Annotated in this window: 22 protein-coding genes and 1 tRNA gene; 11 read left to right on the plus strand and 12 right to left on the minus strand. The window is 66.7% G+C overall.

Annotation, left to right across the window (positions count from 1 at the left end; all coding sequences use genetic code 11):
• Nucleotides 1-22 precede the first annotated feature (22 nt).
• The 6 genes from VCJ71_RS09175 to pepN form a co-directional block, all read right to left on the minus strand.
• The gene (locus VCJ71_RS09175; protein WP_324640660.1) at nucleotides 23-604 is read right to left on the minus strand and encodes an adenine phosphoribosyltransferase; all 582 of its coding nucleotides are present in this window, start codon (nucleotides 602-604) and stop codon (nucleotides 23-25) included.
• Nucleotides 601-1,479 carry a cytochrome c1 gene (locus VCJ71_RS09180; RefSeq protein ID WP_324640661.1) on the minus strand — a complete coding sequence of 293 codons (879 nt, stop codon included), beginning with the start codon at nucleotides 1,477-1,479 and terminating at the stop codon, nucleotides 601-603. Before VCJ71_RS09180 ends, VCJ71_RS09175 begins: the two co-directional genes overlap by 4 nt.
• Before the next feature lie 26 nt (nucleotides 1,480-1,505).
• Nucleotides 1,506-2,798 carry a cytochrome b gene (locus VCJ71_RS09185; RefSeq protein ID WP_324640662.1) on the minus strand — a complete coding sequence of 431 codons (1,293 nt, stop codon included), beginning with the start codon at nucleotides 2,796-2,798 and terminating at the stop codon, nucleotides 1,506-1,508.
• Between the two features lie 11 nt (nucleotides 2,799-2,809).
• On the minus strand, nucleotides 2,810-3,421 hold the full coding sequence (petA, locus tag VCJ71_RS09190; RefSeq protein WP_324640663.1) for a ubiquinol-cytochrome c reductase iron-sulfur subunit: 612 nt from the start codon (nucleotides 3,419-3,421) through the stop codon (nucleotides 2,810-2,812).
• A 183-nt stretch (nucleotides 3,422-3,604) separates the two neighbouring features.
• The gene (gene pgeF / locus VCJ71_RS09195) at nucleotides 3,605-4,363 is read right to left on the minus strand and encodes a peptidoglycan editing factor PgeF (RefSeq protein WP_324640664.1); all 759 of its coding nucleotides are present in this window, start codon (nucleotides 4,361-4,363) and stop codon (nucleotides 3,605-3,607) included.
• A gap of 10 nt (nucleotides 4,364-4,373) precedes the next feature.
• Nucleotides 4,374-7,028 (minus strand): aminopeptidase N, encoded by a 2,655-nt coding sequence (gene pepN / locus VCJ71_RS09200; protein ID WP_324640665.1) that lies wholly within the window; start codon nucleotides 7,026-7,028, stop codon nucleotides 4,374-4,376.
• A gap of 53 nt (nucleotides 7,029-7,081) precedes the next feature.
• Here pepN and VCJ71_RS09205 point away from each other — a divergent pair, with 53 nt between their 5' ends.
• Complete coding sequence (locus VCJ71_RS09205) at nucleotides 7,082-7,858, plus strand: Rossmann-fold NAD(P)-binding domain-containing protein (RefSeq protein WP_324640666.1); 777 nt, start codon at nucleotides 7,082-7,084, stop codon at nucleotides 7,856-7,858.
• On the opposite strand, the gene VCJ71_RS09210 is transcribed toward VCJ71_RS09205, so the two are convergent.
• Both VCJ71_RS09210 and VCJ71_RS09215 read right to left on the minus strand, forming a co-directional pair.
• Nucleotides 7,828-8,802, minus strand: a complete 975-nt coding sequence (locus VCJ71_RS09210) for a DMT family transporter (RefSeq protein WP_324640667.1) — start codon at nucleotides 8,800-8,802, stop codon at nucleotides 7,828-7,830. The genes VCJ71_RS09205 and VCJ71_RS09210 overlap by 31 nt on opposite strands.
• Nucleotides 8,799-9,794 carry a threonine aldolase family protein gene (locus tag VCJ71_RS09215; protein WP_324640668.1) on the minus strand — a complete coding sequence of 332 codons (996 nt, stop codon included), beginning with the start codon at nucleotides 9,792-9,794 and terminating at the stop codon, nucleotides 8,799-8,801. Before VCJ71_RS09215 ends, VCJ71_RS09210 begins: the two co-directional genes overlap by 4 nt.
• A gap of 48 nt (nucleotides 9,795-9,842) precedes the next feature.
• Between VCJ71_RS09215 and VCJ71_RS09220 the strand changes: the two genes are divergently transcribed.
• The gene (locus VCJ71_RS09220) at nucleotides 9,843-10,136 is read left to right on the plus strand and encodes a GNAT family N-acetyltransferase (RefSeq protein ID WP_324640669.1); all 294 of its coding nucleotides are present in this window, start codon (nucleotides 9,843-9,845) and stop codon (nucleotides 10,134-10,136) included.
• 8 nt (nucleotides 10,137-10,144) lie between these two features.
• Here VCJ71_RS09220 and VCJ71_RS09225 read toward each other — a convergent pair whose 3' ends face one another.
• Both VCJ71_RS09225 and VCJ71_RS09230 read right to left on the minus strand, forming a co-directional pair.
• Nucleotides 10,145-11,314: an acyl-CoA dehydrogenase family protein gene (locus tag VCJ71_RS09225; RefSeq protein WP_324640670.1), complete on the minus strand. Its 1,170-nt coding sequence runs from the start codon at nucleotides 11,312-11,314 to the stop codon at nucleotides 10,145-10,147.
• A 153-nt stretch (nucleotides 11,315-11,467) separates the two neighbouring features.
• A tRNA-Thr gene (locus VCJ71_RS09230) sits at nucleotides 11,468-11,542 on the minus strand.
• A 103-nt stretch (nucleotides 11,543-11,645) separates the two neighbouring features.
• Here VCJ71_RS09230 and VCJ71_RS09235 point away from each other — a divergent pair.
• The 9 genes from VCJ71_RS09235 to VCJ71_RS09275 are packed head-to-tail and all read left to right on the plus strand — an operon-like array spanning nucleotide 11,646 to nucleotide 19,540.
• Nucleotides 11,646-11,813: a hypothetical protein gene (locus VCJ71_RS09235; protein WP_324640671.1), complete on the plus strand. Its 168-nt coding sequence runs from the start codon at nucleotides 11,646-11,648 to the stop codon at nucleotides 11,811-11,813.
• A gap of 42 nt (nucleotides 11,814-11,855) precedes the next feature.
• A complete protein-coding gene (gpmA, locus tag VCJ71_RS09240) occupies nucleotides 11,856-12,542 on the plus strand; it encodes a 2,3-diphosphoglycerate-dependent phosphoglycerate mutase (protein ID WP_324640672.1) in 687 nt (228 codons plus the stop codon).
• Nucleotides 12,543-12,563: 21 nt separating this feature from the next.
• Nucleotides 12,564-13,052 (plus strand): 5-(carboxyamino)imidazole ribonucleotide mutase, encoded by a 489-nt coding sequence (purE, locus tag VCJ71_RS09245; RefSeq protein ID WP_324640673.1) that lies wholly within the window; start codon nucleotides 12,564-12,566, stop codon nucleotides 13,050-13,052.
• Nucleotides 13,046-14,101 carry a 5-(carboxyamino)imidazole ribonucleotide synthase gene (locus tag VCJ71_RS09250; protein WP_324640674.1) on the plus strand — a complete coding sequence of 352 codons (1,056 nt, stop codon included), beginning with the start codon at nucleotides 13,046-13,048 and terminating at the stop codon, nucleotides 14,099-14,101. Before purE ends, VCJ71_RS09250 begins: the two co-directional genes overlap by 7 nt.
• Entirely contained in the window at nucleotides 14,101-14,604 is a 504-nt protein-coding gene (locus VCJ71_RS09255) for a dihydrofolate reductase (protein ID WP_324640675.1), read from the plus strand. The genes VCJ71_RS09250 and VCJ71_RS09255 overlap by 1 nt, the downstream gene beginning before the upstream one ends.
• Complete coding sequence (locus VCJ71_RS09260; RefSeq protein WP_324640676.1) at nucleotides 14,601-15,533, plus strand: bifunctional riboflavin kinase/FAD synthetase; 933 nt, start codon at nucleotides 14,601-14,603, stop codon at nucleotides 15,531-15,533. The genes VCJ71_RS09255 and VCJ71_RS09260 overlap by 4 nt, the downstream gene beginning before the upstream one ends.
• A 43-nt stretch (nucleotides 15,534-15,576) precedes the next feature.
• Nucleotides 15,577-18,588 carry an isoleucine--tRNA ligase gene (locus VCJ71_RS09265; protein WP_324640677.1) on the plus strand — a complete coding sequence of 1,004 codons (3,012 nt, stop codon included), beginning with the start codon at nucleotides 15,577-15,579 and terminating at the stop codon, nucleotides 18,586-18,588.
• Nucleotides 18,585-19,127, plus strand: coding sequence for a signal peptidase II (gene lspA, locus VCJ71_RS09270; protein ID WP_324640678.1), 543 nt, complete (start codon nucleotides 18,585-18,587; stop codon nucleotides 19,125-19,127). Before VCJ71_RS09265 ends, lspA begins: the two co-directional genes overlap by 4 nt.
• A complete protein-coding gene (locus VCJ71_RS09275; RefSeq protein ID WP_324640679.1) occupies nucleotides 19,124-19,540 on the plus strand; it encodes a DUF3035 domain-containing protein in 417 nt (138 codons plus the stop codon). The genes lspA and VCJ71_RS09275 overlap by 4 nt, the downstream gene beginning before the upstream one ends.
• 51 nt (nucleotides 19,541-19,591) lie before the next feature.
• On the opposite strand, the gene VCJ71_RS09280 is transcribed toward VCJ71_RS09275, so the two are convergent.
• The gene (locus VCJ71_RS09280; protein ID WP_324640680.1) at nucleotides 19,592-21,079 is read right to left on the minus strand and encodes an ABC transporter permease; all 1,488 of its coding nucleotides are present in this window, start codon (nucleotides 21,077-21,079) and stop codon (nucleotides 19,592-19,594) included.
• On the minus strand, nucleotides 21,076-22,011 hold the full coding sequence (locus VCJ71_RS09285; protein WP_324640681.1) for an ABC transporter ATP-binding protein: 936 nt from the start codon (nucleotides 22,009-22,011) through the stop codon (nucleotides 21,076-21,078). Before VCJ71_RS09285 ends, VCJ71_RS09280 begins: the two co-directional genes overlap by 4 nt.
• Nucleotides 22,012-22,014 lie beyond the last annotated feature (3 nt).

Genomic DNA, 22,014 nt, shown 5'->3' on the forward strand with positions numbered 1-22,014 from the left:
TCGCGATTGCGCGATTGTGACACTAAAGCCCGGCGCCGCGGCAGGTTCCCGCGCCAGTCCCCCCGCGCCAGTCCCCTGTGTAGGCGAGAATCGCGCTGGTGGCGACCCCCTGCTCCCGAAGCGCGCGCGCACCGCCAAGGTCGGGCAGGTCGATCAGGAAATGCGCGCCCGTGAGCGAACCGCCGGCCTGTCGGACCAGCTGCGCTGCGGCAAGCGCGGTGCCGCCCGTGGCAATGAGGTCGTCGACCAAGGCAACCGTGCCGCCCTGCGGCATGACGGTGGGATCGAGTTCGAGCCGCGCGGTCCCGTATTCCAGCGCATAGTCGACGCCGAGCGTCTCGACCGGCAGCTTGCCCGGCTTGCGCAGCGGCACGAAGCCGATGCCGAGCCGTGCGGCCACCGCGGCACCGAAGATGAAGCCCCGCGCTTCCATGCCGGCGACGAGCGATGCACCGTCATCCGCCACGCGGTCCGCCAGAAGCGAAACCGCCCCTGCCAGCCCCGAAGGGTCGGCGAGGAGCGGCGAGATATCGCGGAACTGGATGCCCGGCTTCGGAAAGTCGGGCACCGTGCGGATCAGCGCGGCAAGCGCTTCTGCCCTCACCCTTGCAGCGGACCCTTCTTCGCGCCCTTCGGCTTCACCGCGGCCCAGATCTGCTGCTTCGACAGGTAAGCCAGCACGGTCGCGAAAACGAGGAAGATGATCCACCAGAAGCCGGTCTGCTTGCGCTTCACCAGCGTGGGTTCGGCGGTCCATTCCATGAAGGCGGACACGTCGGCGGCCATCTGCGGGATGGTGGCTTCGGTGCCGTCATCATACGTCACCTGGCCGGCGGCCGTAAGCGGGGGGGCCATGGCGATGTTGAGGTTGGCGAAATACGGGTTGAAGTAGAGGTTCTGGCCCGGCCGCGCGCTTTCCGGCAGCACTTCGCCTTCCTCGTTCGTGTAGCCGACCGGGTCGGTATAGCCGGTCAGCAGCGAATAGGTGTAGTTCACCCCGTCGTGCCGCGCCTTCGTCATCAGCGAAAGGTCGGGCGGGATGGCGTTGTTGTTTGCTGCGGCGGCGGCCACGTTGTTCGGATACGGCGAGGGGAAGTAATCGGTCGGCAGGCCCGGCCGGGTCGTCGCTTCACCGGTGTTCGGATCGATGCCGGGCACCTGCTTGGTGGCGGCGATCGCCTTGATCTGGTCCTCGTTGTAACCGAGTTGCTCCAGGTCGCGGAAGGCCACGAACTTCATCGAGTGGCAGGCGGCGCACACTTCCGAATAGACCTTGTAGCCGCGCTGCAGCTGCGCGATGTCCCACGATCCGAAGACGCCATTGGTCTTCAGGTCGAGATGCTTGGGATGCTTGTGGAAGGCATACTCCAGCGATTCCTCGGTCGGCTCGGTGGCCCAGGTATAGGCCCCGGTGACGAAGGCGATCAGGGCGACGAGGGCGAAAACGAGCCCCGTGGCGATTCCGAATAGGCGGACCATAGCGTTGTCTTTCCTGTCTCGTCTTCTCAGACCGCCGGAGCGGTGTTTTCGCCCAGCACGGCCTTCTTGTCCTCACCCAGCACCGCCTCGGTGATCGAGTAAGGCAGCGGTTCGGGCCGCTCGATCGAGGAAATGATCGGCAGGATCACCAGGAAGTGGAGGAAGTAGTAGATCGTCGCCAGCTGGCTCAGCATCACATAGGGTTCTTCCGCCGGGGCGCCGCCGCAGTAGAACAGCACCGCCATCGCCGGGATCAGGCCGAACCAGAAGAACTTGCGGAACAGCGGGCGATAATGGCCGCTGCGCACCGGGCTGCGGTCCAGCCAGGGCAGCAGGAACCACATCAGGATCGCCGCGAACATCGCCAGCACGCCCCACAGCTTGGCCGGGAGGATGAAATCGAAGGTGAAGGCGCGCAGGATCGCGTAGAACGGCCAGAAATACCATTCGGGCACGATGTGCGCCGGCGTGGAGACCGGGTTCGCCTCGATATAGTTGTCCGGGTGGCCGAGGTAGTTCGGCAGGTAGAACACCATGATCGAGAAGAGGATCAGGAACACGCCCAAGCCGAAGGCATCCTTCGCCGTGTAATACGGGTGGAAGGGCACGGTGTCGCTTTCCTGCTTAACCTCGATCCCGGTCGGGTTGGACGAACCCGGGATATGCAGCGCCCAGACGTGGAGGATGACCACGCCCAGCGTCACGAACGGCAGCAGGAAGTGCAGGCTGAAGAAGCGGTTGAGCGCCGCGTCATCAGGCGCATAGCCGCCCAGCAGCCAGATCTGCAGCGGCTCGCCCACCAGCGGGATCGCGCCGAACAGGCCGGTGATCACTTTCGCGCCCCAGAAGCTCATCTGGCCCCACGGCAGGACGTAGCCCATGAAGGCGGTCGCCATGGCGAGGAGGAAGATCACCACACCGAGGATCCAGATCATCTCGCGCGGGGCCTTGTACGAGGAGTAGAAGAAGCCGCGGAAGATGTGGAGGTAGAGGACGACGAAGAAGAAGCTCGCCCCGTTGGCGTGCATGTAGCGGATCATCCAGCCCCAGTTGATGTCGCGCATGATGTGTTCGGTCTTCGCGAACGCGACGCTGGCGTCGGCGGCATAGTGCATCGCGAGCACGACGCCCGTGACGATCTGCAGCACCAGCGTGAACCCGGCGAGGACGCCGAAATTCCACATGTAGTTGAGGTTGCGCGGCACCGGATAGCCCGCGCCCACCGCGTTGTAGACCAGCCGCGGCAGGGGCAGCTTTTCATCCACCCACTTCGTGAAGCCGTTGGCCGGCGTGTATTCCTTTGCCCAGGGAAAGCTCATGGTATCCTGCCTCAGCCGATCGTCACGGTGGTGTCGGAGATGGTGTATTCGGGCACCTCCAGGTTCGTCGGCGCCGGACCTTTGCGGATGCGCCCGGCGGTGTCGTAGTGCGAGCCGTGGCACGGGCAGAAATACCCGCCGAACTCGCCCTTGTTCTCACCTTCGGCGGCGCCCAGCGGCACGCAGCCGAGGTGGGTGCACACGCCCATGGTGATGAGCAGGTCGCGGTGCCCTTCCAGCGTGCGGTCGTCGAGCGACTGCGGATCGCGCAGGCTGCCGATCGGCACGGAGTTCGCCTCGGCCATTTCGGTCTCGGTCAGGCGGCGGACGAACACCGGCTGCTTGCGGAAGATCGCCTTGATGGCCTGGCCGGGCTCGATTGCGCCGACATCGAGTTCGGTGCTGGCTTCGGCGAGCACGTCCTTCGACGGGGCCATCTGGCTGACCAGCGGGTAGATGACCGCCAGCGCGCCGACGCCGCCGAAGCTGGCCGCCGCGATGTTGATGAAATCGCGCCGCCGCACGCCGTCGCCTTCGGCCACGTGGGTGTAAGCGGTCTGCTTTTCGACGCTGTCGCCTCCGGCGCTATCCAGCGGGTCTGCGGCGGCGGTGGTATCGGCCATGGTTCCTGCCCTGTTGCGGTCCTGCGCCGGATGGCGCGGGATCGGAAATTCGGTTGCAGCGCTGAAGCGCCGGAAGCTGTGCGCCGCGTGTCGCGAACATGCGCGGCGGCGCACGGCTTTGCGGCGCACATAGCGGGGGCGTCGCCGCCTGCCAACCGCGATTTTGACACATTCCGTGCGTTTCTATGCAACCGCGATTGCGGACAGCTGCCGGCCATAGGTCGGCTCGCCGCGACGCGTTGCGCGGCGGTAGGAATAGAAGCGGTCTTCCCGGCCGTAGGTATCCTCGCCGAGGACATCGACCGTTTCCACCCCCGCATCGGCCAGCGCCTTCGCGACATAGCCGGCAAGATCGAACTGCAGGTGGCCGGGCTTGCCGGGCGCGAAGAAGCGGGCAGCGGCGGCATCGAATTGCCCGCGCATATCCTCCCCGACCTCGTAGCTTTCCTGCGCGATGCACGGCCCGACGGCAGCGGCAATCGATTCGCGCCGCGCGCCGAGCGCCACCATCGCTTCCACCGTATTGGCGAGCACACCGTGCAGCGCCCCGCGCCAGCCCGCGTGTGCCGCGCCGACTACGCCATGCTCGTGGTCGGCCAGCAAAACAGGCGCGCAGTCGGCAGTGACGATGCCGAGCAGCAGGCCCTCCTCTGCGGTGACGAGCGCATCGACATGCGGCCGGTCGCGCATCGCGAAGGCCTGCCTCACGATGGCGACATCCGGCGAATGGACCTGGTGCGGGGTCAGCAGCGTGGCTCCGGGCGCGATGGCGGTCGTGGCGCGAGCGCGGTTTTCGGCAACGGCAAGCGGATCGTCCTTCGCCCCGATGCCGCATTGCAAGCCGCCCACCTCGCCGGTCGAGACGCCGCCGTCACGGGTGAAGAACCCGTGTGGCACGCCTTCCAAGGCACCGGCGGTCAGCGGAGCGCAGTCGCCTGCCATGTCCTGCGCCTCAGCCAAGGCTGCGCTGGACCTGTTCGTATGTGTCGCGCGACAATTTGTCCGCCGCGGCAACCCGTTCGAGTTCGGCGCGCATCAGCCTGGAGCGTTCCGGATCGACCTTCTTCCAGCGGCCGAGCGCGGGGACGAAGCGCGCCGCCGTCTGCGCGTTGATCGGATCCAGCTTGAGGATCAGGTCGGCAATCATCCGGTAACCCGCGCCATCCGCCCTGTGGAACCCGCGCGGGTTGCCGGCAAAGGCCATGTAGAGCGAACGGACGCGGTTGGGGTTCTTCAGAGTGAACTGCGGGTGGTCCGCCAACGCCTCGACATGCTCGACCACAGAAGGATGGAGCGACGTCGCCTGCAACGCGAACCACTTGTCCACCACCAGCGCGTTGTCCTTGAACCGGTCGTAGAACTCCAGCAGCTTGCCGGTCCGCTCCGGCGTGTCGAGCCCCGTCAGCACCATCAGGGCGCCCTGCCGGTCGGTCATGTTGTCGGCCCGGTCGTACTGGCGTGCGGCCAGCTCTGCCGCCTTGTCGGGATCACTCGCGGCAAGGTAAGTCAGGACCAGCGTCTTGAGCTTGCGCGCGCCCTTCGCCTCCGCCTCGAGCGAGAACGGCACCGCCTCGGCCCGCTCGTACACGCGGTGGAATTCGCCCGCCAGTTCGCGGCCGAGCCATGCTTTCAGGTCTTCGCGCGCATCGCTGAGCGCGATCGGGTCCGCCGCGTCGACCTGTTCGATCAGGTACGTGACGCCCGGCAGCATAAGGAGCTCGCCGCGCATCAGGTCGTCCAGCGGCTCGTCGGTGAGGGCGGAGCGCGTGGCCTCGCGGATCGCCTCACGCCCCTTTTCCTCTTCCGCGCCCGACAGCTTGCCGGTCACGACGCCGACGATATGGCCGACCACCAGCTCCTGCATCGCTTCGTATCGGGCAAAGGCATCGTCATCTTGCGCCGCGAGAAAGACCAGTTCCTCGCGCGACAGGTCCCGCTCGATGCGGACCGGGGCGGAAAACCCGCGGTTGATCGACAGGACCGGCGGGCTGCCGATGCCTTCGAAAGTGAAGTCCTGCCGCGCTTCGTTCAGCACGACCAGCTGCTCGCCCGAATGGGTGCCGCTCGCCTTGTCGAACAGGGCGATCTTCAGCGGGATCGGCATCGGCTTCTTGTCCGGCTGGCCGGGCGTGGACGGTACCTCCTGCGCCAGCGAGAGCGTATAGGTCGAACCTTCGTGGCGGGATTCGACCGTCACTTTGGGCGTGCCTGCCTGTTCGTACCAGCGGCGGAACTGCGTAAGGTCGAGCCCCGCCCCGCGTTCGATCGAGGCGACGAAATCCTCACAGGTCGCCGCCTCGCCGTCATGCGTGTCGAAATAGGTGTCCGTCCCGGCACGGAATTTCTCCGGCCCGGCCATGGTGCGCATCATGCGGATCACCTCGGCACCCTTGTTGTATACCGTCGAGGTGTAGAAGTTGCTGATCTCGCGATAGGAATCGGGCCGGATCGGATGGGCGAGCGGGCCGCTGTCCTCCGGGAACTGGATGCTGCGCAGGACGCGCACGTCCTCGATCCGCTTCACCGGTTCGCTGTTCATGTCCTGGCTGAACAGCTGGTCGCGCAGCACGGTGAAGCCTTCCTTCAGGCTCAGCTGGAACCAGTCGCGGCAGGTGATCCGGTTGCCGGACCAGTTGTGGAAATATTCGTGCGCGATCACGCCTTCGACCGCGTCGAAATCGCCATCGGTCGCGGTTTCGACATCGGCGAGGACGTATTTCGTGTTGAAGACGTTGAGGCCCTTGTTCTCCATCGCCCCCATGTTGAAATCGCTGACCGCGACGATGTTGTAGATGTCCAGATCGTATTCGCGCCCGAAAGTCTCCTCGTCCCATTTCATCGAGGCCTTGAGCGAATCCATCGCGTGCTGCGTGCGCCCCTCGTCGCCTTCGCGCACGAAAATGGCAAGATCGACGGTGCGCCCGCCCATCGTGGTGAAGCTGTCGCGATTGGCGACGAGATCGCCGGCGACCAATGCGAAGAGATAGGACGGCTTGGGCCAGGGATCATGCCATTCGGCCCAGTGCCGCCCGTCCGCGCTCTCGCCGCTGTGGGTGTTGTTGCCGTTGGCGAGCAGCACGGGATAGGCGGCCTTGGAAGCTTCCATGCGCACCGAATAGGTCGAGAGCACATCGGGCCGGTCGGGGAAAAAGGTGATGCGGCGGAAACCCTCCGCCTCGCACTGGGTGCACAGGATCCCGCCAGAGGCGAACAGGCCCATCAGCTGCGAATTGGCGGAGGGGTCGATCGTCGTGGCGATGGAGATGGTGTGGCTGTCGCCCGGCAGGGTGACGAGAAGGTCGTCCCCGTCCATCGTCCAGCTATTTACCGCCTCGCCGTCGACCTCGACCCAGTCCGGCTCCAGCCCGTCGCCGTTGAGGCGGATGGTGGGCGAAGCATCGGCGGCAGGATTGCGTTTCACCGTCAGGGTGGAGACGACCTTCGTCTTGTGGGCGTCGAGATCGAAATGCAGCCGGGTCTCGGGCACGAGCCATTCGAACGGCCTGTAATCCTTGCGCCGGATGATCGCGGGTTCCTTCGGCTCGGGCGGGGCGTCGGCCAGCTGGGGATTGCCGTCTGCGGTGCTGGGGGTGCGGGCGATGTCCATGTCGGGTGCGTCTCTATCCTTTCGCGTGCGTGCTCAGATGGTAATACGCACGCATGGCGCAAATGTTCATTTTCGGTCTCGGCTATTCGGCGAAGCGGATCGCAGCGGCGCTGGAAGCGCGTGGTTGGCAGGTGGTCGCCACCGGCAGCAACGGGGCGCTGGACTTCGCCGATGGCGACGCGGTGCGCAAGGCGCTGGGCGCATCGAGCCATGTGCTGAGCTCGGTCCCGCCCGATCGCGACAGCACTAGCGACCCGGTGCTGGAAGCCTATGGCCATGCGCTGGATCATGGCTGGCTCGGCTACCTCAGCTCGACCGGGGTCTATGGCGATACCGGCGGGGCGTGGGTGGACGAGGGCTCGCCCACCGGCGGCGGCCGGCGCACCGCGCGCGCCGCCTGCGACGCGCAGTGGCTGGCGCGCGGGGCGCGGGTGTTCCGCCTGCCCGGCATCTACGGCCCCGGACGCAGCGCGCTCGACAAGGTGCGCGATGGCAGCGCCCACCGGATCGACCTGCCGGGACAGGTCTTCAGCCGCATCCACGTGGAGGATATCGCCGCGGGCGTGGTCGCCGGCCTGGACGGTGCGGCGGGCGCCTACAACCTCGGCGACGACCTGCCCGCAAGCCACAATGCGGTAATCGCGGAAGCCTGCCGCCTGCTCGGCGTCGGTCCCCCGCCGCTGCAGACCATGGACGAGGCCGGCCTGTCGCCGATGGCGCGCGGTTTCTACGCCGAGAACCGCCGGGTCGCGAATGGCAAGGCGAAGCGGATGCTGGGCTGGCAGCCGCGCTACCCCACCTATCGCGAGGGGCTGCGCTCGCTGGTCTGAGGGGGCGCTGCCTTGCGCCGCGCGCGGAGGGCCAGCACCATGCCGAGCACCGCCAGCCCCATTCCGATGGCGGTCAGCGGCGTCCAGCGATACCCCTCCAGCACGGTCGACAGGAGCATCGCCACGGAGATCGTCAGGATCGAGTTATAGGCCGTCCGCCCCGCCCCGATCTGGCGGACGAGATTGTAATGCAGCGGGAAAGTGACGACCGAACCGATCAGCGCAAGATAGACGATCCCCGCCCAGAATTCGGGTCGCTGGGGGATCGGCGGCGGGCCTGCGGTCAGCAGCGCGAAGCCGAGATCGAAGGCGGTTCCGTACAGCATGGCCCAGGCCAGCAGGCTCACCATTGGCACGCCGCGCCCTGTCGGGTTGGCCTGCACCACGTTGGCGATGCTGGCGGCGAGGATGCCCAACATGGCTAGCGCGATGCCCCAGCCGACATTGCCGCCGATGACGCCGGCGTCGGGGTTCGCCTGCCATTCGTGGAACAGCAGGAAGGACACGCCGACGATCGCGACCGCACTGCCGAGGATGAAGCCGCCTTTCACCTGCTCGCCCAAAAATGCCCGCGCGAACAGGGCGTTGGGCACCATCAGCAGGCCGAACATCATCGCGACGATGCCGGAGGTGACGTAAAGCTCCGCATGGTAGACGAACAGGAAGTTACCGCTGAACTGGGCGAGGCCGACGAAGATCGCCAGCCGCTGTTCGGGCGCGGTCAGGCGGATACGCCGTTTCATCAGCAGGGCGACGAGGAAGAGTGCCGGCGTCGCGAGCGCGAAACGGTAGAACACGGACCACGCCGCCGGCACCCCGTCGATCTGGCCAGTGATGACGTACCATGTCGAACCCCAGATCGTGCCGGTCAGCAGGAAGGGGATGATGACGGAAGGGGTCAGCAGCGGGTGGTCCGCCGTGGACCCGCCGGAATTCGCGCTCATAGCGAAGCGATCGCCTTGCCGAGCGCGCGGGCGGCATCCTGGTCGCTGTCCCACGCGGCGACGAAGCGCGCGGCCTCCGCCCCCCAGTCGTAGAAATCGAAGCCTTGGCTGCGCAGCGCCTCGCGTTCAGCGGCGGTCAGGCGCACGAAGACTTCGTTCGCCTCGACAGGGTGGAGCAGCCGGGCCTTCGCATCCTCCGCAATCGCCTGCGCCGCCGCATTGGCGAGCCGCGCATTCTCCAGCCACAGGTCGCCGTCCAGCATCGCCAGCAATTGCGCGGCGAGATAGCGACCCTTGGACTGCAGGTGCCCCGCCCGCTTGCGGCGATAGCGCACGGCGTCGGCCATCGCCGGGTCGAAGAACACGATCGCTTCCGCGCTCATCCCGCCGTTCTTGACGCAGCCGAAGCTGAGCGCCTGTGCCGGGCCGACAGCTTCACTCGGCGCGCAGCCGAGGAAGGCGACGGCATTGGCGAAGCGCGCGCCGTCGACATGCAGGCCCAACCCGCGCTCCTGCGCCAGTGCACCGATGGCGGCCAGTTCCTGCGGCGTGTAGCTGCGGCCGTATTCGCTGGCCTGCGTGACGCTGATCGCGTGAGGCTGGACCTGGTGCACATCGTCGCGGATCGGGTCGATCACCGCGCGGATCGCATCCGGCGTCAGCTTGGCGCCCTCTCCATCGGCCAGGAGCAGCTTGGCGCCGTGGAGGTAGAAACCCGGCGCGCCGCCTTCGTCCATCTCGATATGCGCCTCGCGGTGGCAGACCACGCCGCCGTGGGGCGGCACCATCGCCGACAGGGCAAGGCAATTCGCCGCCGTGCCGGTCGCCACCCACAATGCCGCGACATCCCGGCCGAAGACTTCGCCGAACGCGGCGTCGAGGCGCTGCGACACGCCGTCGCCGTCATACGGGGAATCGACTTCGTCCGCTTGGCGCATCGCCTCCCACAGGGCGGGATGCACACGGGCGGCGTTGTCGGACAGGAAGCGCATGGAACGCCCCTAGCGCGCGCGGCGTTGAGCGCAAGAAGGAGAACACAGTTGGACAAGCTCGAGATTACCGCCCACGAAAACGCCGGCGGCGGCGAATATCGCGCCACGCCCGAAGGCAGCGCGCACACCGGCAAGCTGACGTGGCGGAACGAGGGCGAGAATATCCGCAACGCCAACCACACGCTCGTCCCGCAAGAGATCGGCGGACAGGGCGTGGCCGCGCGGCTGGTCGAGCGACTGGTCAGCGACGCCCGCGAACAGGGCTTCAAGATCCGCCCGACCTGTTCCTATGTCGCCGACAAGTTCGCGCAGAACCCGGAATGGAGCGACCTCAAGGCCTAGGCCGTAAGCTAGCGCCGCTGGTCGAACCGGCGGCCGACGAGACTGGCGGCGATGTTCGTCTTCTGCACGTCGATACTGCCGCCCGCGATGCCCCACGCGAATCCGTCGCGCAGGCGCTGTTCCATCGTGTATTCCTTGGAGTAGCCGTAGCCGCCCATCACCTGCACGCCGAGGCTGGTGACCTCGCGCACCATCTCGTTGGAGAAGCATTTCGCGAGGCTGCTTTCGTATTGCGTGGGCAGGCCGTCGGGCTGCGCGTCGGCATGGGCGGCGGCGCGCCAGACCAGCATGCGCGCGGCCTCCACCTTCATCGCCATTTCGGCAAGTTTCAGCTGCACCGCCTGGAAATCGACGATCGGCTTGCCGAATGCCTCGCGTTCCTGGGTGTAGGCCAGCGCCTCTTCCAGCGCTGCCGCCGCGACGCCGAGGCCCATGGTCGCGTTGCCGCACCGTTCCAGCCCGAAAGCGCTCATCAGCTTCCCGAACCCGCCCGCGCCGATGATGACGTTGCCTTTCGGCACGCGGACATCCTCCAGCACGATGTCGGCCGAGGGGATGCCGCGAAAGCCCATCAGCTCCTCGCGCTTGCCGAAGCTGACCCCGTCCGCATCCTTCGGCACCACGACCGCGCCGATGCCCCTGGCGCCTTCGATCCCGTCGAACCGGCAATAGGTGATGTAATAGTCGGAATGCCCCGCGCCCGACGACCAGCGCTTGGTGCCGTTGAGCACGTAATGATCGCCGTCCGCGCGCGCGGTGGTGGCAAGGTCGGTCAGCGCGGTGCCCGCGTCGGGCTCACTCATGGCGACCGCGACGATTGTCTCGCCGCGCACCACTTGCGGGATGATCTGCGCCTTCAGCTCGGCCGAACCGAATCGCTCGATCGTGCGCACCGGGCCGGTCAGAGCCTCGAACACCGGGAAGGCAACCGCGACGGAGATTTGCGCGAACTCCTCCAGCACCGCGAGCGCTGCAAGGTGCCCCAGCCCGAGCCCGCCGTACTCTTCCGGCAGGTTGATGCCGAGGAAGCCCAGTTCGCCGTAGCGCCGCAGAACGTCCGCCGGCACTGGCGCATCCTCCCGCTCCAGCCGCCGGGCGAGCTCGGGCAGCTCCGCCCGCGCGAATTTGCGCGCCGCCTGCTGGAGCTCGCGCTGGTCGGGTGTGAGGTCGAAAGTCATGGATTGTGGCTAGAGCGCCCCCCTTTGAGAGGCAAGCGCCCGCTCCCGACTGGAGCCAAAGCGCGACCGCGCGCCCGGACCGGCCTCGCAGGCGTCGGCCGAGCGTAGCGAAGGCCGCAACGCCGGAGAGAACAGCCGGGAGGAAAAGAGAAATGGTGCCACGAGAGAGAATTGAACTCTCGGCCTCACCCTTACCAAGGGTGCGCTCTACCACTGAGCTACCGCGGCACGCCATCTCGGCCCCGTTCGCCTGTGCGAAGAGAGCGGGGCGCGCATTGGCGACGGGGGCGGTTCTTGTCAAGCGCCGTATGACGCGGCACAGCCCGTGTCGATGAACAAATCCGACGACCAGCTTAGCCGCGAAGAGCGGCTTGCCGCCAAGCTGCGCGAGAACCTGCACCGCCGCAAGGCGCAGGCGCGCGCCCTGAAGGATGCGCCGGATGGCCAGCCGCAAACCGCCGCGGCCAAGACGCTTCCCAAAGGCGATTCGGAAAGCTAGGTCCGGCGCTCTCTCCCCCGCGGCCCGAATTACGGAGCGAACATGCCCAAACTGATCCTCGTCCGCCATGGCCAGAGCGAATGGAACCTCGCCAACCGTTTCACCGGCTGGTGGGATGTCGACCTGACCGACAAGGGCGTGGAAGAGGCGAAGGCCGCCGGGCGCCTGCTCGCGGAAAAGGGCGTGCTGCCGACCTGCGCTTTCACATCGCTGCAGACGCGCGCGATCAAGACGCTGAACCTGGCGCTGGAAGAATGCGACCGGCTGTGGATTCCCGTGACGCGCGACTGGCACCTGAACGAGCGGCACTATGGCGGGCTGACGGGGCTAAACAAGCAGGAAACCCGCGACAGGCACGGCGACGAGCAGGTCCATATCTGGCGCCGCAGCTTCGACGTGCCGCCGCCGGAAATGGAGGCGGGCAGCGAGTTCGATTTGTCGGGCGACCCGCGTTACGCCGGGATTGAGGTGCCGCGTACGGAAAGCCTGAAGCTGACCATCGAACGCGTGCTGCCCTATTGGCAGGACCATATCCTCCCGGTGCTGGAAAGCGGCGAGACGGTGATCATCTCTGCTCACGGCAATTCGCTGCGCGCGCTGGTGAAGCACCTGTCCGATATTTCGGACGACGACATCACCGGGCTGGAAATTCCGACCGGTCAGCCGATCGTTTACGATTTCGACGCAGGAATGCAGCCCGGCGAACGCTATTACCTCAAGGATAGCTGAGAGGGCCGAAGGGGGACGCACGTGAACAGCAAGGTCGCCATCGTGATGGGCAGCCAGTCGGACTGGCCGACCATGGAATGCGCCGCGAAGGTGCTGGAAGAACTGGGCGTCGAGCACGAGGCGCGGATCGTTTCGGCCCATCGCACGCCGGACCGGATGGTCGAATTCGCCAAGGGGGCCGAGGCCGATGGGATCGCCGTCATCATCGCCGGGGCAGGCGGCGCGGCACATTTGCCGGGCATGATCGCCGCCATGACGCACTTGCCGGTGCTGGGCGTGCCGGTGCAGTCGAAAGCCTTGTCCGGGATGGATAGCCTGCTCTCCATCGTCCAGATGCCCGCCGGCGTCCCCACCGGGACGCTCGCCATCGGCGAAGCGGGGGCGACCAATGCCGGCCTGCTGGCTGCATCCATCGTCGCCTTGCAGGACGAAGGCCTGTCGCAGCGGCTGAAGGACTGGCGCCAGGCGCGCAGCAACGCCGTGAGCGAAAGGCCCGAAAACCGATGCTGAAACCCGGCGCCACGATCGGCATCCTGGGCGGCGGCCAGCTCGGCCGGATGATGGCGGTCGCCGCCGCGCAGCTCGGCTATCGCTGCATCGGCTATGCGCCCGAAGGCGACAACGTGGCCGCCGAAGTCTCGGCCGATTTCTTCACCAACCGCTGGGACGATACCGCCGCGCTCGCGGCCTTCGCCAAGTCGTGCGACGCCGTGACGTGGGAGTTCGAGAACGTGCCGCTTGCCGCGGTCGAGGCAATCCCGGCAGCCATGCTCGCGCCGGCGAAGATCGCGCTGGAAAAGGCGCAGGACCGGTTCCACGAGAAGAACTTCATCCGCGACCTGGGCGGCAAGACGGCGGCCTTCGCGCGGGTCGATTCGCCCTTCGACCTCGAAAGCGCGCTCGACCGGCTGGGCGCGCCCGGCATCCTGAAGACGCGGCGCGAGGGGTATGATGGCAAGGGCCAGTGGCGCCTCAACTCCGCCCGCGACGCCGACGGGCTGCGCCTGCCCGAACAGCAGCTGATCTACGAGGAATTCATCGAGTTCAGCGCCGAATTCTCCGTCATCTTGGTGCGCGGGCGGGATGGCGAGACGAAATTCTGGGATTCGCCCCTCAACGTCCACCAGGGCGGCATCTTGCGCACCTCCACCGTGCCTGCCCCCGCCGACCTGTCCGGCCAGATCGAGCAGGCCCGCAAGCTGGCATCCGAAGCCGCCGACGCGCTCAATTACGTCGGCGTGCTGACGTGCGAATTCTTTGCCACCGGCGCCGGACCGATCTTCAACGAAATGGCGCCCCGCGTGCACAATTCGGGCCACTGGACGATAGAGGGCGCGGTCACCAGCCAGTTCGAAAACCATATCCGCGCGGTTGCCGGCATGCCGCTGGGCGACACATCGCTGCGCGCGCTTAGGGTGACGATGGAAAACCTCATCGGCGACGATATCAGGCGCATCGACGCCATCCGCGCCGAACCCGCCGCGCACCTGCACCTCTACGGCAAGAACCGCGCCGCCGAAGGGCGCAAGATGGGCCACGTGACCCGGCTGGAAGGGTGATGCGCGCCGGCGGCAGGACAGGGCCGAAGCTGACCTGCATCGTCGCCCGCGCGGCTGACGGGACCATCGGCCACGACAACGCGATGCCGTGGCACATCCCCGCCGACTTGCGCCGCTTCAAGGCGCTGACCATGGGCGCGCCGATGATCATGGGGCGCAAGACCTTCGACAGCCTGCCCGGCATCTTGCCCGGTCGCCGCCACATCGTGCTGACCCGCGACACCGACTGGGAAGCGGAAGAGGCCGACGTGGTGCATTCGGTGGAAGAAGCGCTCGCCGCGGTGCACGGCCCGCGCGCCTCCATCATCGGCGGGGCGGAAATCTTCGCGCTGTTCCTGCCTCTGGCCGACCGGGTCGAGATCACCGAGGTGCACGAGCATTACGGCGGCGACGCACAGATGCCTTTCCCCGGCGACGACTTCACGCTGACCATGCGCGAAGACCACCCGGCCACCGACAAGACGCCCGCCTACAGCTTCATCACGCTGGAGCGCAGCTCTTGAGCGCGACGCGGCTGGAGCATACCGAGCCTGCCCCCGAAGACTTGCGCGGCGGCATCGTCGCGCTCGGCAATTTCGACGGGTTCCATCGCGGGCACCAAGCCGTAGCGGGCGAGGCGATTGCGTGGGCAAAGGCTGAAGGCCGTCCGGCCATCGTCGCCACGTTCGATCCGCACCCGGTGCGGCACTTCCGCCCCGACACGCCGCCCTTCCGCCTCACGACGCTGGACCAGCGGCAGGAGCTGTTCGGCGCGGCAGGCGCGGATGCGATGCTGGTGTTCAATTTCGGGGCCGAGCTGGCCGCGACATCGCCCGACGATTTCGTCGCGCTGCTGGTGGAACGCTTCGGCGCGCACGGCGTGGTAACGGGCGCGGACTTCACCTTCGGCAAGGGCGCGGCGGGATCGGTCGCCACGCTGGCCGCGCATCCCGGCATCGAGGCCCGCGTGGTCGAGGCGGTGAATGCAGGCGAGGAAATCGTCTCCTCCAGCCGAATCCGCGAGGCGCTGAAGGCGGGCGACCCGCAGGAAGCCGCGCGGCTGATGACCCGCCCCTTGGCCATTCGCGGCATCGTGCAGCACGGCGACAAGGTGGGCCGCACCATCGGCTATCCCACCGCCAACCTCCCGCTCGACCATTACCTGCGCCCGAGATACGGCATCTACGCCGTCACCGCCTCGATCGTCGGGGAGCCGGGGGACCGGCTGTTGAAAGGCGCGGCGAACCTCGGCATCCGGCCGCAATTCGATCCGCCCAAGGAATTGCTGGAGCCATTCTTCTTCGATTTCGACGAGGACCTCTACGGCCGCGAGATCGAGGTCGCGCTACACCATTTCATCCGCCCTGAAGCGAAGTTCGACGGGCTGGATGCGCTCACTGCGCAAATGGCGCGCGATTGCGACGAGGCGCGGCGGCTCCTCGCCCACTACTAACGGCTTTATCCGCAGCCCCGTTTGCCCTAACGCGCGGCGCATCATGAGCGACGACAGCACCCAAAAAGACTACAGGGAAACCGTCTTCCTGCCGAAGACCGATTTTCCCATGAAGGCCGGCCTGCCGCAGAAGGAGCCGGGCATCCTGGCGCGCTGGAAAGAAGAGGGGCTGTACGAAAAGCTGCGCGATGCGCGGCAGGGTCGCGAAAAGTTCATCCTCCACGACGGCCCGCCTTACGCCAATGGCGACATGCACATCGGCCACGCGCTGAACCACGTGCTGAAGGACATGGTGGTGCGCACGCAGAGCCTGGCCGGCAAGAATGCGCCGTACGTTCCCGGCTGGGATTGCCACGGCCTGCCGATCGAATGGAAGGTGGAGGAACTCTACCGCAAGAAGAAGCGGAGCAAGAAGGACGTTCCGGCCAAGGAATTCCGCGCCGAATGCCGCGAATATGCGCAGCACTGGGTGGATGTGCAGCGCGAACAGCTGAAGCGGCTGGGCATCGGCGGGCGCTGGGACAAGCCCTACCTCACCATGCGGCCCGAGGCCGAAGCGCAGATCGTGCGCGAGCTGCACAAGTTCGCCGAAACCGGCCAGCTCTATCGCGGCGCGAAACCGGTGATGTGGAGCCCGGTGGAAGAAACCGCGCTGGCCGATGCCGAGGTCGAATACCAGGACCTGACCGACAGCCCGCAGATCGACGTGGCTTTCGAGATCGTGGAATCGCCGATCCCGGAACTGGTCGGCGCGCATGCGGTAATCTGGACGACGACGCCGTGGACGATTCCGGTGAACCAGGCTTTGGCCTATGGGCCTGATGTTGACTATGTACTCGCTGTTCGAAGCCAGATTGGGTTTTCAGGTAGCGAAAACCAGTTTGATTTGAGCCAAAATGCTGGCGAAGCAGCAGTCGAGGGACCTTCGGACGGCGTAGCTGCCTACTTCGACGACATGGATGCAAAGCTGGCGAATGGTTTAGTCGCCACCGGCCTCGCGGAACTCCCTGACCGAATCCTTGTTGCGAAGGGCCTACTTCCCGCGCTCAATAAGCGCTTGGCTGAACGGATTTCGGCTTACGATTGGTCGGTCGACGGTTTGGAGGGCGTGGATATTGATTACATGGAGTCGGATTTAGCTATCAAAGGCTCCGACCTCGCCGAAACCATCGTTCGTCACCCGATGCACCATCTCGGCGGGTTCTATGCGAAGCCGCGCCCCATGCTGGCGGGCGATTTCGTCACCACCGACAGCGGCACCGGCATCGTCCACATGGCCCCCGACCATGGCGAGGACGATTTCGAGCTATGCCGCGCCAACGGGATCGACCCGGTCTTCGCGGTCATGTCCGACGGGCGTTATCGCGACGACTGGCTGTGGCTGGGAGCCAATGACCTTAACGAGAATGGCGACGAGCGTCGCCGCAGCGTCATCAACAAGCCGTTCAACGCGCCCGACGGTCCGATCTGCTCCGACCTTCGCGAAGTGGGCGCCTTGCTGAGCGCGTCGGCCGATTACGCGCATTCCTACCCGCATTCGTGGCGATCCAAGGCCAAGGTCATCTACCGCTGCACGCCGCAATGGTTCATCGCCATCGACGAGGCGAAGGAACACCTCGGCGGCAAGACGCTGCGCGGCACCGCGATGCAGGCCATCGCCGACACGCGCTTCGTGCCGGAAAAGGGCCGTCGGCGCCTCTCCAGCATGGTCGAGAGCCGCCCAGACTGGCTTATCAGCCGCCAGCGCGCATGGGGCGTGCCGATCGCGCTGTTCGTCCACCGCGAAAGCGGCGAGCTGCTGGTCGATGCGGAGGTCAACGCCCGGATCCAGGATGCCATTGCATCCGGTACCGTCGATGCCTGGGAAGAAGGCCGCGCGGCCGAATTTCTCGGCCCTGACCGCGACGCGCAAGATTACGAGATGGTCGGCGACATCCTCGACGTCTGGTTCGACAGCGGCTCCACCCATGCCTTCGTGCTGGAATCGGACGAGTGGCCCGAACTGCGCAGTCCCGCCGATCTCTACCTCGAAGGCAGCGACCAGCATCGCGGCTGGTTCCAGTCCTCCCTGCTCGAAAGCTGCGGCACCCGCGGCCGCGCGCCTTACGACGCGTTGCTGACCCACGGCTTCACCATGGACCCCAAGGGCATGAAAATGTCCAAGAGCCTCGGCAACACGGTCGATCCGCTCAAGGTCATGGAGCAATACGGCGCGGACATCATCCGCCTGTGGGCGCTCAGCGTCGATTACACCGAAGACCACCGCATCGGCGACGAGATCCTGAAAGGCGTCGGCGACCAGTACCGTCGCCTGCGCAACACGTTCCGCTACCTCCTCGGCGCGCTCGACGGCTTCGAGGAAAGCGAGCGGGTGGACGTGGCCGAAATGCCGGAGCTGGAGCGGTACGTGCTCGGCCTGCTGGGCGACGTGGACGAAGCGCTGCGCCGCGCGACGGACGAGTTCGACTTCAACCTCTACGTCCGCACGCTGGTCGATTTCTGCAACGAGGACCTGAGCGCCTTTTTCTTCGATATCCGCAAGGACCGGCTCTATTGCGATGCCCCCGGCAGCCTAGAACGGCGCGCCTACCGCACCGCGCTCGACACGCTGTTCCACGCGCTTGTCCGCTACGCCGCACCGGTGCTGGTCTTCACGGCAGAGGAAGTCTGGGGCACCCGCTTCCCCGATGCGAGCAGCGTTCACCTGCTGGAATGGCCGGAAGTGCCGGCAACCGACATCGACGGCGCGCGCTGGACCGCCCTCCGCGACCTGCGTGAGCAGGTCATGGAAGCCATCGAGCCCTTGCGGCGGGAAAAGACCATCCGTTCCGGCCTCGAAGCCGATGTCGCCGTGCCCGCGTCCGCCGTGCCGGAAGGCTTCGCCGATGCGCAGCTGGCAGAGCTGTTCATCACCGCGTCAGTCACCCGCCACGATAGCGACGAAGTGACTGTCACCCGCTCCACCGACCACAAGTGCGGCCGTTGCTGGCGCCTGTTGCCCGAGGTTTCGGAAGACGGCGCACTGTGCGATCGCTGCGCGGAGGTGGTGGCATGAGCGGTCTCGTCACGCGCAACCGGATGATCGGGTTCGCCATCGCGGCGGTGATCTTCGTGGTCGACCAGTGGCTGAAATGGCTGGTCGACGGCCCGCTCGGCCTCAAGCGCATCGGCGACCAGCTGGAGCTGATCCCCTTCTTCGATTTCACCCGGGTCCACAATTACGGCGTGTCGATGGGCATGCTGCAGGCGGATTCGCCGGAAATGCGCTGGGGTCTCGTCGCCGTGACCGCAGCCATCGCCGTCGCCGTTGCCGTCTACATGTTCTTCCAGCGCCGCTTCATCGACATCCTGCCGCTTGCGCTCGTCCTCGGCGGCGCGCTCGGCAATATCGTCGACCGCTTCCGCTGGGGCTACGTGCTCGACTACGCCGACTTCCACATCGGCACGTTCCGCCCCTTCCTGATTTTTAACCTGGCCGATGCGGCCATCACCATCGGCGTCGTCATCCTGCTTGCCACCAGCCTGTTCATGGGCGAGAAGCCGGACGACGACGCGGCGGAGGCCAATGATGCCTCCCCCAAGGAGACGACATGACCAACCGTACCCTCGCCCTCGCCCTGATCGCCGCCGGCAGCACCGCGCTGGCCGCATGCGGCAGCACCGACGTGCTGGGCCGCGACCGGCCGGACGAATTCGCCGTGCAGCGCCAGGCGCCGCTGGTGGTCCCGCCCGACTTCAATCTCGAACCGCCCGCACCCGGCGCCCCGCGCCCGGCGGAAGGCACCGCCTCGCAGCAGGCGCTCGAGGCCCTGTTCGGCGGCCCCGCCCCGCGCAGCGACGCGGAAACCGGCGCCCTGAACGAAGCAGGCCGTGCGATGCCGGGTATCCGCAGCGCCGTGGGCGACGAGGAAACGAACACGGTCGCCAAGGGCGCCGTCACCCGCGATATCATCGCCGCACCCGCCGGTGCCGGCGCCGAAGCGCAGGCGATCATCCCGGGCGCCTGAGCGCCTCTGCAATCGGCTCCGGAACAGGCTTTGCGCTGAGCGCCCGCGGGATCAATCCCGCGTCGGGCGCAGGCGGTCCATCAGCACTTTCAGCGTCGGCTTCTGCCCCTGGGCCAGCAGGCTGGCGCGGAACAGGCGGCCGAGAAGGATGAACTCCAACGCGGTGAAGGCGGCCAGCAGCAGGCCGACGGCCGCCATTTCCCACATCGGTATCCCGGTGCCCAGCCGCGCCAGCACCGCGAAGGGCGTCCACAGCGGGATCCACGTCAGCAGCCGCTCGACGAAGCCGCCGCCGCCCATCACCGTCGCCTGCAGCAGGTAGAAGACGGGCAGCATCAGCGCGAGCATCACCGGCATGAAGAAGCCCTGCGCCTCGCTCATCGTGTCGCACATCGCCCCGATGGCGAGCAGGATGATCGAGATCATGATGTAGCCGACGACGAAGAAATAGATCATCGCCAGCACGACGGAGGGCGAGGTCAGCGGGGCCAGCGCTGGCCGGATCATGTCGGCGATGGCCCCTTGCGTGAAGAACACGGCCACGGCGGCACAGGCGACCCACACCGCCACCATCGACAGGCCGATGGCGACCGTGCCGATCAGTTTGCCATACATCAGCTCGTCCGCTCGGACGCAGGCGAGGACCGATTCGATCAGCTTGTTGGAGCGTTCCTCCACGCTGCTCTGCAGCATCCAGCTGCCGGAGAGCAGCAGGCTCATCAGGAGGACATAGGAAAGGCCGAGCGGGATGATCGAGCGGACCAGCACCGCCTCGCGCGCGCCGCCACCGGGCTTCGGCGTGGTCACGGCGATGGCCGGTGCGGCCTGCTGGATCAGGCCAGCGGTATCGGCGGACACGCCCTGCTGCGCGAGCAGGCGATTGCGAAGGTCGGTGGTCAGTTCGTCCTGCAACGTGGTGACGAAATCGGTGCGCGGGCGCTCGTTCGACCACAAGCGCACCTGCGGGTTCTGCGCGTAGTCCTCGCCCAGCAGGACGACGATGTCGGCGCCTTGGCTATCGTCTTCCGCGCCCAGCAGCGCATCGACTTCGCGCTGGAAGTCCTCCCGGCTCGCGCCGGTCAGGGCCGCCGGGGGATCGACGAAGGCGAAGTCGCGTTCGGGCGGGTCGTAAGACGGCGTGTCTTCCGCCTTCACGCGGTCGAGGGCGGCAATCGCGCCTTCCACCCCACCCGCATCGCGGAAGGCGGCTACGTCGGCATCGGTGTACCAGCGGTCGGCGCTGGCCCACGGGGCATCCGGCGCTGCATCCTGCAAATCGAAGCGTTGCGCATGCCGGGCAAGCGAGCGCAGCACCTGCCGGTCGTAATCGCGCCCGAACCGCTCCTCCACCGCAGCCGCCGCCGCACCGCCGGACCGGTCGACGAACATCACGCGCGACGCTTCATCGTCGTCCAGCGCCCGGCCGATGACAGGGCCGAGCAGCAGGGCGACGGGGATCAGCAGCAACGTCAGCCAGAAGCTGCGCATCGTGGCGATCTGGCGGAATTCGCGCTTGGCGACGAGCAGGATGTTGGTCATGCGGCCATCTCCGCTGCGGGCGTTTCGGGATCGCTACCCACCAGGTGCACGAACACCTCGTGAAGAGAGGGGCGGTGCACTTCGAACCCGCGCAAGGCTACATCCGCGCCGGACATCCGCTCCAGCACGTCGGGGGCGGCGACCCCCTGTTCAAGCTCGAGATCGTAGCGCGTCCAGCCGTCGCCTTCGGCCTGCGCCTCGTGCGAGGACGCGACGCCGGCGATGTGGCCGAGCGACTGGCGGGCGACAGCGGAGATACGCGACGGCATCGTCCCGCGCGCCTCTTCCAGCGTACCTTCGAAGCGCTTGGTCCCCTTTCCGAGCAAGAGGAGCCGGTCGCACAGGCGTTCGGCGTGCTGCATGACATGGGTCGAGAAGACCACGGCCGCGCCCGTCCCGGCGGAGCGCAGAATTTCGTCCTCCAGCAAGCCCTGGTTGACCGGGTCGAGGCCGGAGAACGGCTCGTCGAGGATCAACAGCTGCGGCCGGTTCACCAGCGATGTCGCCAGCTGGACTTTCTGCGCCATGCCTTTCGACATATCGGAAATCTGCGACTTGGCCCGGTCGGCCAGCCCGAAGCGGTCGAGCAGCTCGAGCCCGTGCGCCTTGGCATCGGCGCGCTCCATGCCTTTAAGCCGCCCGAAATAAACGATCGTGTCGATCGCGCTCATGGTGCCATACAGGCCGCGCTCTTCGGGCAGGAAGCCGATCTCGTGCGTATGGCGGCGCCCCGGCGCTTCGCCGAACACCGCGATGCGGCCGCTGGTCGGGCGGATGATGTCGAGCACCATGCGCAGCGTGGTCGTCTTGCCCGCCCCGTTCCCGCCGAGGAAGCCGTAGATTTCGCCCGGCTCGACCGCGAAGCTGAGGTCGTCGACGGCGGTCACTCCGTCGAAGCGCTTGGTCACGTGGTCGATTTCGAGAATGGGCATCGG

It is taken from the genome of Pseudoblastomonas aquimaris, assembly GCF_035481675.1.
Classification (GTDB): domain Bacteria; phylum Pseudomonadota; class Alphaproteobacteria; order Sphingomonadales; family Sphingomonadaceae; genus Alteriqipengyuania_B.